This window comes from Anoxybacillus sp. CHMUD (assembly GCF_013096965.1).
Classification (GTDB): domain Bacteria; phylum Bacillota; class Bacilli; order Bacillales; family Anoxybacillaceae; genus Anoxybacillus; species Anoxybacillus kestanbolensis_A.
Genome location: NZ_SDLG01000007.1, coordinates 1 through 12,419, shown reverse-complemented (window position 1 = coordinate 12,419; position 12,419 = coordinate 1). Strand labels below are relative to the sequence as shown.

Below are 12,419 nucleotides of genomic sequence, written 5' to 3'. Positions count from 1 at the left end.
ATGTTTTATTTCGCAATGAGTTGCAATGCCCGTTTCAATTGTTCATCGTATCGCTCGTCGCGAACAGCTTCCATCACTTTTGTTTGCAACATATTCGCTGTTTGCTTATCAATTTTTCCGGTCACTTGTAAGCCATTCGCTTTTTGGAACGATTGAACGGCTTGCTCCGTTTGTTTGCTGAAATAGCCATCTTCGCGACCCGGGTCAAAACCGAGACCTTTTAACATTTGTTGTGCGCTTTTCACTTGTTCGTTGTTCATGTCATATGCCAACGGCTTATCGATTTGAAGCGGATGAGCATAGAAAAAGTCTGGCTGCTTCACTTTCACATCCGGTTCAATGCCCTTCTGATGAATCCAATTTCCGTTTGGTGTGAGCCATTTATATAACGTTAATTTAATATGGCTACCGTCATCCATCGGCAACGCTTGTTGAACCGTTCCTTTTCCAAACGTTTTTTCACCGACAAGCATATAACCACCCGCTTCTTTTAACGCTGCGGCTAAAATTTCTGATGCCGAGGCGCTTCCGTTATCAATAAGCACAACAATTGGATAATCTTTTTTCTTCGTTATATTGGAGAAGAAGCGTTGTTTATCGCCATCACGTTCTTCAATTTGCACGTACGGTTTATCTTTCGGAACAAGATCTTTTAAAATATCTTCCACGCTTTGTAAATACCCTCCTGGATTGCCGCGCACGTCGATAATGAGCCCTGCGATTCCTTTTTTCTCAAACTCGGATAACTTCTTTTTAAAATCTTCTGCTGTTGTTTCCGCAAACGATGTAATTTCAATATAGCCGATTCGTTTGCCGTTCACTTCCTTTATGGACGCATATACCGTTTCGATCGGAATTTCGTCACGAACGACATCAATTGTCAATACACCGTTTACACCAGGGCGAATAATTTCCAAGCGAGCAACCGTCCCTTTTTTGCCGCGAATTTTTAAGACGGCTTCATACAAATCAAGCCCCTCTAAACTTTCCCCATTCACTTTAATAATTTGGTCATTCGGACGGAGCCCAGCTTTTTCCGCAGGCGATCCTTTAAATGGAGCGACAATCGTTACTTTGCCGTCAACCATGCTCACTTCCGCTCCGATTCCTTCAAAAGAAGAATCAAGCGACTCGTTAAATCGCTCTGCTGTTTCTTTATCCATATAAACAGAGTACGGATCTTTTAACGTCGCAATCATTCCTTGAATGGCGCCATCAATAAGCTGTTGGTCGTCAATGTTTTGAACGTATTTTTGTTTAATCATGCTGTATGCTTGTTCAATTTTTTGTAGTTCTTCGTTCGATGGCTTCTCCGTTGTTGTTGGGATGTTGATCGTCATCGTTGACGTATCGGAAGAAAGCGACTGCATCCCGACATACGTCACCCCAGATCCGAACAACATCGATAAAGCCATGAGTGCTGCGATTGTTTTTTTATTCATGTTTTGCCTCCTCACCCTTCGATACATGAAAGGCATCACACCGTGTGCGATGCCTGTTTGTTTTCATTATATGAATAGCTTGTACCGTTCATAACTATTTGAAGATGTATTTATTTTACACCGAGCGTACCATTTTCTCAACCAATACGCAAAAGCACAGCAGGCAAGCTGTGCTTTAAAACGGAACGTATTGCATTGGATTTACCGCATTCGATTTTGATGCATTCCAAGGTCCGCGATGCAACTCAAAATGTAAGTGCTCGCCAAATGAGCGACCTGTATTGCCCATATAGCCGATCATTTGTCCTTTGCTGACGTTTTGTCCTTCACCGACAAGACGCGATTCTAAGTGAGCATATACGGTCGTATATACTTGTCCATTAATATAATGCATGATAAAAATAACGTTTCCATAGCTTGAGGAGTAATAGGAGCGATACACATACCCGTCAGCAGCTGCCACGACAGGAACGCTAGCACCACGCTTACCAATGTCTACACCGTAGTGGAATTCACCCCACCGCGGTCCAAATGTTGATGTAATTGGACCGTTCGCTGGGCGCATAAACGCACCGTTCGACATAGGAGGCAAACTGCCACCGCTCTCTGATGACGATCCGCGGCTTGATAATGCTCGTTTCCGCGCTTCTTCCTGTTCTTTTTGGCGACGAATTATTTCTTGTAATTGGTTTTTCATAGTTGCTTCTTGCTTCTCAAGCAGCTCTTTTTCTTCCTCTAAAGCGAGTTGCCTTTCCTCTTCGTGCTTTTGCTGCTCTTTCAATTGCGCCATCAGTTTTCCTTTTGCTGCAATTTGTTCACTTAACGTTTGTTTTAACTTTTGTAGCTCATTTAGCTGCTCTTGCAGGCGAACTAAGTTATCGTTTAGTTCTTCCTCTTTCGCTTCCTTTAGCGCTTTATCTGCTTCTTGCTCTCTAATAATTTGACGGTCTGCCTCAAAAATGGTCGCAACAGCGCTCATTCGATCAATAAAATCGCTAAAACTTTTCGCCCCAAGCAACACGTCTAAATAGCTAACAACTCCTCCGCTTTCTTGCAGCGAACGCGCCCGCTCTTTCAACAACTCATTGCGTTGCTCAATGCGGGCTGTTACTTCCTCGATTTCTTTGCGAAGCGCAACAATTTGTTGTTTCGTTTCTTCAATGTTTTGCTGTTTTGTACGAATATTGGCGCTTGTTTCTTCTACCGCTAAATCTAGCTTTTTAATTTCTGCATCTAATTGCTCTTGTTCTGCTTTCAATCGCTCAATTTCTTGTTGCGACTGTTCAATTTTATTTTCAATCGTTGACTGCTTTTGTTGTACATTTTTTATTTCTTCTTTTTTCTGTTGAATATCGCGCTTCGTCACCGCATGCGCAGGCGCAGCTACGCTCGAAACAAGCAACATCACAGCGACAACAATCATTCCCCAACTTTTTCGCACCGTAAACCCCTCTCTCTTTCTATACTTTCAAAAATCGTCTGACGGACATCATGCTTCCCCATATGCCGATACATGCACCTAATAAGACGAGCACAGCCGCCACTTGCCATGCAAACGGATAAAATGGGAGAAGTTGAAAAAATGTATCTTTTAATCTTGGGTACAATAAATCAAATGTGTACGAATAGGCGGACAGGACGATGGCAATTGGCACAATCGAACCTAATACACCGAGCCATAGCCCTTCAAGGAAAAACGGCCAGCGAATAAATCCGTTAGTCGCCCCTACTAATCTCATAATCTCAATTTCACGACGACGGGCAAAAATTGTAATTTTAATCGTATTTGAGATGAGAAACATCGCCGTAAATAATAATCCGACAATGAGCGCCAATCCGACGTTGCGAATCGTCGTCGTTGCCGCAAATAGCTTTTCAATTTGTCCTTTCCCGTACTTGACTTTGCTGACAGAAGGCAAAGTTTCAATTTGTTTTGCGATTTTTTCTGTATCAAGCGGATTTTCCGCTTTCACAATAAATACATCGCTTAACGGATTGTCTTGCTCAAACAAACGAAACGACTGTCCATCTTCCCCAAAGCTGTCAATTAATTTTTGAAGCTCTTCATCTTTTGATGAGTACGTCACTTTTTCTACACCGGCAAAAGCTTCGAGTTTCGCCCGCAGCGCATCTTTATCCGCATCTGTCGCGCTCAAATCGACATGCACGCGAATTTCAACATCGCGCTCAATTTGCTTCGTTATATGTTGAATATTGAGCATAATGACGAGAAACACGCCGACAAGCAAAAGCGTCACCGTAACAGCACTAATGGATGCAAATGTCATCCAACCGTTTCGTCCGAGACTTTTAAAACTTTCACGAAAATGGCGGCGAAGGGTGTTAAGCTTCATAACCGTATTCCCCCTTCACTTCATCGCGCACAATTTTGCCGCGCTCAATCGCAATGACGCGCCTGCGAATCGTGTTGACGATTTCGCGGTTATGCGTCGCCATCACAATGGTCGTCCCACGATCGTTAATTCGCTCGAAGATGTCCATAATTTCCCAAGATGTATCTGGATCTAAATTTCCCGTCGGTTCATCAGCAATAACAATTGCTGGGTTGTTGACGATTGAACGAGCGATCGACACCCGCTGTTGCTCTCCTCCAGACAATTCATCAGGGTAAAAGCGCGCTTTATGTTTTAGTCGCACTAAGTCAAGCACTTCCATGACGCGCTTGCGAATGTTTTTTGGCGATTCTTCAATGACTTCCAAAGCAAACGCGACGTTTTCATACACCGTTAACTTTGGAAGAAGCTTGAAGTCTTGAAAGACGATCCCGATATTTCGGCGAAGCAATGGCACTTTACTGTCTTTTATATTCGCTAAGTTCACGCCATTAATCATAATTTTGCCGCTTGTCGGCTTCTCTTCGCGATACATCATTTTAATAAACGTCGATTTCCCAGCACCGCTCGGACCGACGACATATACAAATTCACCTTGCTTAATGCGAACGGAAATGCCGTTTAATGCGATCACTCCGTTCGGATACGTTTTATATACATCTTGCATTTCAATCATAAGCAACCACCTAAGTATTCGATGTTTTTCTACATATTCCTGCAAAATTCTTACCTCGTCCATTATATCATCATTTGTCGCAAAAAGGGGGCGAATTTTATTTACAGTTATATTTCAACACTGTTACAAATAAAAAGAGGATGCACAAAATCGCATCCTCTTACTTTTTCGCAGCTAGCCATTCTGCTACTTTATCAGCATCTTCACCGCGAAGTAAGCCACCTGGCATGCCTCCACGACCGTTTGTGATAATGTTTTTAATTTCGTCTTGTGAATATTTTCCGCCTACTTTATCAAGGGCAGGTCCAACGCCACCTTCTAAGTTTTGGCCGTGACAGCTTGCACATGATTTTTTATACAAAGATTCAGCAGCTGAAACCGCCTCTCCACCAGTCGCTGGCTTTTCTGTTGCAGTATTTCCGCCACCACAGGCCGCTAACACAATCGCTGTACCAGCAAATAAGCTCAGTAGCTTTTTCTTCATACGAAATCCCCCTTGTCAACATTTTCATATATTTCTATTATATCGCATCATTTTTATGTTAGACACGTTTAAATCCTTCTCCAAGCACTTCCGCTGCGTCCATAACGACGACAAACGCAGACGGATCAATGGTTTTCACCAATTGTTTCAATTTTGTGAACTCACTTTGTGCTACGACACACATAAGAACAGGCCGTTCTTTTTCTGTATATCCGCCGTATGCATGTAGTTTTGTCACACCGCGGTCAATTTTATGCAAAATCGCTTCACGCACTTGTTCTTCTTTTTCTGTAATAATCATCGCCATTTTTGAATTACCGAAACCAACTTGAACAAAATCAATTGTTTTGCTCGTCACAAATAACGCGATGAGTGCATATAACGCCCGTTCTAAGTCAAAGACGAGTGCAGCTGTTAAAACAATTAAGCCATCAATTAAAATGACGCATGTCCCTAACGATAGACCCGTATATTTGTGAATAATTTGAGCAGCTAAATCCGTTCCTCCCGTTGATGCCCGGCCACGAAATACAATCCCTAATCCTATACCGACGCCAATGCCGCCAAATAACGCCCCAAGTAGAGCGTCGTTTGTTGCTGATGCGACATCACGCGTCAAATATACGACAAACGGCAAAAAAGCAGTGCCAACTAACGTTTTAATGCCGAACTGTCTTCCAAGCAACAACACGCCTGCGATAAATAGCGGAATGTTAAGAGACCATTGCACGTATGCTGGCTGCCAACCCAGCGTCGCATGTAAAATAGTACTAATGCCGCTCACGCCGCCTGACGCAACACGGTTCGGGAGTAAAAATAAATTAAACGCAACGGCCACAACAGCCGAGCCAACAAGAATGTATACGTATTCGAGCACTTTTTCAACGAATGGATTTGTTATGTTGCTTCTTTTTCGCATGCTTCTCACCTTCCCTCGTGAGTAGGTTATCAATTTTATCAAAATCATGGGGAAGATTTTAATAAAATTGTTTATCCGTCCACGCCGTTTAAGCGACATGTACTCGGATCGGGTGTAACCCCACACCCACTATCCCATTGGCGAACGCCTTTGGGAATACTTTTCTCATGATGTTGTATGCTCCATTGACATCTGCGTGGATGAGCGTTCCGTTTTCAGATTGAAACAGCCCACGCTTGATTCGTTTTCCTTTGTATTGTTTTTGTTTCTTCATTTCTTCCATGTCTAAAAAACTGCATTTGGATGTATAGCTTTCTCCTGTCACGACGACGCGAATGCCATGCTGTACCGCTTTGTACTGCAACTGATGAAGAAACGTTTGATACGGAATGTGAACGAACGCTTGATTCGTGCGCTTTCCGAGATGGACTTCACGCTTCCAATCTTTATTTATCCCCACCACAATCGTATCGCAGTCTAAAGCCAACGCATGTTTGATGACAAAGGCACTCGCTTGGTGCATAAAGTTTTCTACGATGCGGTTTCGTTTTTCTGTCATGTTGCTCATTCGTTTTGTCCAATCAAGTCCATTCATCTGTTTCGCTACTTTGCGGTAGTGGCTCATTTTTTTATTATAGTATTGATTGGCGGATTTTAGACCTTTACCATTGATGACAATCGGTTGTTTGCCCACGTTATTCACAATGGTTGCGAAGTTATCTAAACCCAAATCAATACTGATGTATCTGTTGTGATCTTGTTTTTGCGGTGGAATAGGGATTTTGTAAACGACTTCGACGATGATATGGCGGTGTTTTGGAATAAATCGGACTTGTTGAAGCTTCCCTTTCATGTTTGTTTTTAGTTGAAACCCTTGGAAACAGGCAGGAAACGTGATGTGTTCATCGACGACTTTGCATGATTGATTCGTTAGCACAAGTACATACCGTCCGTCTTTTTTGAGATATTTGGGCGGTTTCGGTCTGCCTGTATATTTGTCTTTGTTTTTTGCCCAATCTTTCATCGATTTAAAAAATGCCTTCCAGTTTTGGTGCAACATTCTTAACGTTTGTTGGGCGGATTGAGCCATTGGCATCGCTCGATAGTCTGCATCCATCCCTTCTGTTTTCAGCAGCTTGTCTAGCTTGTTGTAAGAAAGATACGTGCCGTGTTGGAAAAACGTTTGCCTGACTTGATAGTTGGCGAAGTTGTACAAGTTTTTTGACCGAAAACAATATTCGTCGATCATCGGATAATACGGATGAGTGGCGCAAATCATATGCCTTTCCACTCGATTCGCCATCATGACGGAAGTTCTCCTTCGCTTAATATTTGCTTGATCTTCTCGCCTTTTCTTTTGCTGTACATCTTCATGGAATAACAATGCAACAGGCTGATGATTTCTTCAAATATTTCCTCGCTGTCTAATTTTTCAGAACCCACTTCGCTCATCACAACAATTTCACAATGGTATTTTTTAAACAAATGGTGAAATAATTCAAAACCCACTCTACTCAACCGATCTTTGTAACTAATGACAACTCTTTCAACTTTTCCAGCCAACACATCATCAAGCATACGAAAAAAGTCTTTTCTCTTTTCAAAACTGATGCCACTTGCAATATCTGAAAAAACTTTGGATACAGAATAGCCATTCGCAAAACAAAATTGTTTTAGCATCTGAATTTGATTTTCTAAATCGGCTTTCTGTTTTGGCGTAGAAACTCTGGCGTAGATATATGTTTTTCTTTCCACGCCTTTATTAAACAATTGATATACACTTTCTTTGTCATAATCATATCTTCCGTTAGGCAAGACATGGACTTTTATGATTCCTTCTTTTACATATTTAGTGAGCGTTGGTCTTGATATTTGCAACAACTCTAATACTTCTTTCGCTTTCATCTCATCACCTCCTACTTATAATAATAACAAAAACAGTTTTATCTTTAAACATTTTTTATTAAAATTTTTAATATTTTCAAACAACTTAATTAAAAATTTTCACCACATAAAAAGGTGCCCATGTCGGACACCTTATCCTTGTTTTAATTTCGAGCGTAAATATGCGTCGATAAAGACGTCTATTTCGCCGTCCATTACCGCTTGCACGTTTCCGACTTCGGTATTTGTTCGATGATCTTTTACAAGCGAGTATGGATGAAACACGTAAGAACGAATTTGGCTTCCCCAACCGATTTCTTTTTGTTCACCGCGAATTTCAGCGAGCTCCGCTTGTTGTTCTTCTAGTTTCTTTTGGTACAACTTCGCTTTCAACATATTCATCGCTTTTTCGCGGTTTTTAATTTGCGACCGCTCCGATTGGCACGTGACGACAATACCTGTCGGGATATGTGTAATACGTACCGCTGAGTCAGTCGTATTGACGTGCTGACCACCCGCACCGCTCGAACGATACGTATCCACTTTTATTTCATCCGGACGCACGTCAATTTCAATGTTGTCATCAAATTCAGGTACCACTTCGCACGAAACGAACGATGTATGACGGCGACCGGAAGCGTCAAACGGAGAAATGCGCACGAGGCGATGCACGCCTTTTTCCGCTTTTAAATATCCGTATGCATTATGCCCTTTAATTAACAACGTGACGCTTTTAATTCCCGCTTCCTCACCAGGCAAATAATCGAGCGTTTCCACTTTGTATCCTTTTTTCTCCGCCCAGCGCGTATACATACGCAACAACATCGATGCCCAGTCTTGTGACTCCGTTCCACCTGCGCCAGGATGAAGTTCTAAAATGGCGTTATTTTTATCGTACGGTTCATTTAATAGTAACTGCAGTTCAAATTCGCTAAAGTCTTTCGATAGTTTTTTCGCCTCAGCTACAAGCTCTTTTTGTAATTCTTCATCAGGTTCTTCTTTGACAAGTTCGTATGTTACTTCTAAATTTTCAAATCGCTCTTCAAGTGAACGAAACTCGCCGACTAAATCTTTGAGCGCATTCGCCTCACTAATGACCGATTGAGCCGCTTTTTGATCGTCCCAAAAGTCAGGGGCAGCCATTTGCGCTTCTAGTTGTTCAATGCGGGCTTCTTTCGTTTCGAGGTCAAAGAGACCCCCTAATATCCGCTAATCGCTTAGCCATTTTTTCAAGCTCTTGCTTAATTTCTACTAAATCGATCATGTCCTTCACCTCAACCATTATTGTATGCAAACATCTCGGCGGACGCAACATAACGAAAGCGAGGGAACATCCCTCACTTATCGTCCGCAACAATGTTTATATTTTTTTCCGCTTCCGCACGGGCATGGATCGTTTCGACCGACTTCCACCGCTTTTTTCACCGGCTTGCGTTTTACTTCTTCGCCTTCTTTCGGATGGACAGCCTCACCTTTCGCGACTTCTTGTCGCTCAAGATTGCTTTCGATTTCCGCTTTCATAATGTAACGAGCGACTTCTTCTTCAATGGAAGCGATCATCGCTTCAAACATCGCATATCCTTCCATTTGATATTCGCGCAACGGATCAATTTGACCGTACGCACGTAAATGGATGCCTTGACGCAACTGTTCCATCGCATCGATATGTTCCATCCATTTCATATCGACCGCACGCAACACGATGACGCGTTCAAACTCGCGCATTTGCTCCGCTGGAATGCGGCCTTCTTTTTCATCGTAACGTGTACGTACTTTATTCCAAATGAATTCAATCATTTCTTCTGGATCTTTGCCGCGCAAGTCGTTGACAGTCACATCTCCTTCTGGAAGGAGGTTCGCTTGCACATAATCAACGATCGCTTGCACGTTCCATTCTTCTGGCATTTCTTCATCTGGTGTATGCATGCGTACGACACGCTCGATAACCGATTGAATCATTTTTTCAACGATGTCACGCAAGTTTTCCGAATCAAGCACTTGGAAGCGTTGACGATAAATAATTTCACGTTGTTCACGCAATACATCGTCGTACTGCAATAGTTGTTTACGCGCATCAAAGTTGTTTCCTTCGACGCGTTTTTGTGCCGACTCGACCGCTTTAGATACGATTTTGCTTTGAATTGGCTGTGAATCGTCCATGCCTAAACGATCCATCATTGCCATCATATTTTCTGAGCCGAAGCGACGCATGAGTTCATCTTCAAGCGACAAGTAAAATTGCGATACCCCAGGGTCACCTTGACGGCCGGAACGACCGCGCAACTGGTTGTCGATGCGGCGGCTTTCGTGACGCTCCGTACCGATGACCGCTAAGCCGCCAAGTTCGCGCACTCCTTCGCCGAGTTTAATATCCGTTCCGCGTCCTGCCATGTTTGTCGCAATCGTTACGGCTCCTTTTTGACCAGCTTGCGCAATAATTTCTGCCTCTTTCGCATGGTTTTTCGCGTTTAACACGTTATGGCGAATGCCGCGCTTCGTTAACATGCCCGATAACAATTCAGACGTTTCAATCGACACCGTACCGACGAGAACAGGTTGTCCTTTCGCATGACGTTCCGCAATATCTTCAACAACCGCACGAAACTTTCCTTCCATCGTGCGATAAATTAAGTCTGGGCGATCATCGCGAATGACTGGTTTATTTGTCGGAATAACGATGACTTGCATATTGTAAATGTTGCGAAATTCTTCTTCTTCTGTTTTTGCTGTTCCCGTCATCCCCGCGAGCTTTTCATACATGCGGAAATAGTTTTGGAACGTGATCGTCGCAAGCGTCATCGATTCGTTTTGAATTTCAAGCCCTTCTTTTGCCTCAATCGCTTGATGAAGCCCATCGCTATAGCGGCGTCCGCGCATTAAACGACCGGTAAACGGATCGACGATAACGATTTTTCCATCTTCGACAACGTAATCGACGTCACGCTGCATCACAACATGGGCGCGCAACGCTTGGTTAATATGGTGGTTTAACGTCACATGTTTTAAATCGAATAAGTTGTCGATTCCAAACGCGCGCTCTGCTTTGTTCATTCCTTCTTCCGTCAGCTGCACGCTTTTCGTTTTTTCATCGTACGTATAATCGACATCGCGTTTTAATGTGCGAACGAACGCGTTTGCTTGAATGTACAATTTTGTAGACTTTTGCGCCGTCCCAGAAATGATGAGCGGTGTACGGGCTTCGTCAATTAAAATAGAGTCAACTTCGTCAATAATCGCATAATGAAGCGGGCGTTGCACCATATGTTCTTTATAGAGCACCATGTTATCGCGCAAATAGTCGAAACCAAACTCGTTATTCGTTCCGTATGTAATGTCGGCGTTATAAGCCGCTTGCTTTTCTTCACGCGACATACTGTTTAAATTCAGTCCAACAGATAAACCTAAAAACTGATACAGTCTGCCCATTTCATTTGCGTCGCGGCTTGCTAAATATTCGTTGACCGTGACGACATGAACACCTTTTCCTGTTAATGCGTTTAAATATACCGGCATCGTTGCGGTTAACGTTTTTCCTTCCCCTGTCTTCATTTCAGCAATGTTGCCTTCATGAAGGGCGATGCCCCCCATTAATTGCACTTTATATGGATACATGCCAAGCACGCGCTTCGCTGCTTCGCGAACGACCGCAAACGCCTCAACAAGTAAATTATCAAGCGTTTCGCCTTTTTCAAGACGCGCCTTAAACTCTTCTGTTTTTTGACGCAACTCGTCATCAGAAAGCTGCGCCATTTGCGGACCGAGCGCATCAATTTCATTCGCGATTTTCTCTAATCGCGCAATTTGTCGTTTATTCGGGTCAAACACTTTTTTCAACATTCCAAGCATACAAAAACGCCCCTTGCTTATATAGTCGCTAATTACCATCATATCACTTACAAGAAAAGGTGACAACTCATACGAAAGAAAAGAAAAAGCCAGCGTAGGGGACGCTGGGGAGATGTTATCGTTGAGGTGATTGAAGTTGTTCGATCGTTGCTTCGACATGGTGGAGTCGTTTGTTGAGAGCATAAATTTCAAAACCTTTTTCGTCAATCTTTTTATAAATATGTTGCAGTAATGTTTGTACATCGTTAGCTAGTTGAATTTCTAAACGATGCACTGTTTCTTTTACGTCGCTTAGTTGCATCTCGACATGTTCCAGACGTTTTTTGACATCACACATTTCTTCTTCGAGACGACTAATGCGCGTGTTTACCTCTTTCATCTCTTGTTCAAGTGCGGTTAAACGAGCTTCCATGTTAGCAAATCGCGCTTCCATTTGTGCGAATCGTTCGTCAATTTGCACGAATCGTTCATCAATTTGTGCGAACCGTTCGTCAATTTGAGCGAATTGTTCATCAATCTGGGCAAATCGCGCTTCCATTTGTTCAAATCGTCTATCTATCTGTGCGAATCGTTCGTCAATTCGAGCAAATTGGTTACGCACTTCTTGTTGAAACTGTAGAAAATGACTTTCGACATTCGTCAACTTCCCTAAAATTTCACGTAAAATCGCTTCCATCCTTTTTTCACCTCCCTCTATAAATGTTGATATATCAACGGTTGTAGCCGTTTCAGGGGTGTCAAAAAAATATTTTTCGACAAAGTTTCTAACATTATTTCTTAAATATGTGTATATCTTACATTGACGGGGTACGCT

Annotated in this window: 11 protein-coding genes; all 11 read right to left on the bottom strand. The window is 42.7% G+C overall.

What is annotated here, in order from left to right; all coding sequences use genetic code 11:
- Window positions 1-5: 5 nt before the first annotated feature.
- Entirely contained in the window at window positions 6-1,442 is a 1,437-nt protein-coding gene (locus ETB99_RS06390) for a S41 family peptidase (RefSeq protein ID WP_171700237.1), read from the bottom strand.
- A gap of 175 nt (window positions 1,443-1,617) precedes the next feature.
- Window positions 1,618-2,883: a murein hydrolase activator EnvC family protein gene (locus ETB99_RS06385; RefSeq protein WP_171700236.1), complete on the bottom strand. Its 1,266-nt coding sequence runs from the start codon at window positions 2,881-2,883 to the stop codon at window positions 1,618-1,620.
- A gap of 19 nt (window positions 2,884-2,902) precedes the next feature.
- Window positions 2,903-3,796: a permease-like cell division protein FtsX gene (ftsX, locus tag ETB99_RS06380; protein WP_128999719.1), complete on the bottom strand. Its 894-nt coding sequence runs from the start codon at window positions 3,794-3,796 to the stop codon at window positions 2,903-2,905.
- Window positions 3,786-4,472 carry a cell division ATP-binding protein FtsE gene (gene ftsE / locus ETB99_RS06375; RefSeq protein ID WP_171700235.1) on the bottom strand — a complete coding sequence of 229 codons (687 nt, stop codon included), beginning with the start codon at window positions 4,470-4,472 and terminating at the stop codon, window positions 3,786-3,788. The genes ftsX and ftsE overlap by 11 nt, the downstream gene beginning before the upstream one ends.
- A gap of 160 nt (window positions 4,473-4,632) precedes the next feature.
- Window positions 4,633-4,956, bottom strand: a complete 324-nt coding sequence (cccB, locus tag ETB99_RS06370) for a cytochrome c551 (protein ID WP_171700234.1) — start codon at window positions 4,954-4,956, stop codon at window positions 4,633-4,635.
- A gap of 58 nt (window positions 4,957-5,014) precedes the next feature.
- Entirely contained in the window at window positions 5,015-5,875 is an 861-nt protein-coding gene (locus ETB99_RS06365) for a YitT family protein (RefSeq protein WP_077429034.1), read from the bottom strand.
- A gap of 88 nt (window positions 5,876-5,963) precedes the next feature.
- Window positions 5,964-7,181 (bottom strand): RNA-guided endonuclease InsQ/TnpB family protein, encoded by a 1,218-nt coding sequence (locus tag ETB99_RS06360; RefSeq protein WP_171700233.1) that lies wholly within the window; start codon window positions 7,179-7,181, stop codon window positions 5,964-5,966.
- Entirely contained in the window at window positions 7,178-7,780 is a 603-nt protein-coding gene (locus tag ETB99_RS06355) for an IS607 family transposase (protein WP_009362398.1), read from the bottom strand. The genes ETB99_RS06360 and ETB99_RS06355 overlap by 4 nt, the downstream gene beginning before the upstream one ends.
- 132 nt (window positions 7,781-7,912) lie before the next feature.
- Window positions 7,913-9,020, bottom strand: a protein-coding gene (gene prfB, locus ETB99_RS06350; RefSeq protein WP_129000922.1) for a peptide chain release factor 2 whose coding sequence is annotated in 2 segments (ribosomal slippage) — window positions 7,913-8,947 and window positions 8,949-9,020 — 1,107 coding nt in all. Because the reading frame shifts where the segments join, the coding sequence is not laid out codon by codon here.
- A gap of 80 nt (window positions 9,021-9,100) precedes the next feature.
- Window positions 9,101-11,605: a preprotein translocase subunit SecA gene (gene secA, locus ETB99_RS06345; protein WP_171700232.1), complete on the bottom strand. Its 2,505-nt coding sequence runs from the start codon at window positions 11,603-11,605 to the stop codon at window positions 9,101-9,103.
- Between the two features lie 115 nt (window positions 11,606-11,720).
- Window positions 11,721-12,281: a hypothetical protein gene (locus ETB99_RS06340; RefSeq protein ID WP_171700231.1), complete on the bottom strand. Its 561-nt coding sequence runs from the start codon at window positions 12,279-12,281 to the stop codon at window positions 11,721-11,723.
- Between the last annotated feature and the right edge of the window lie 138 nt (window positions 12,282-12,419).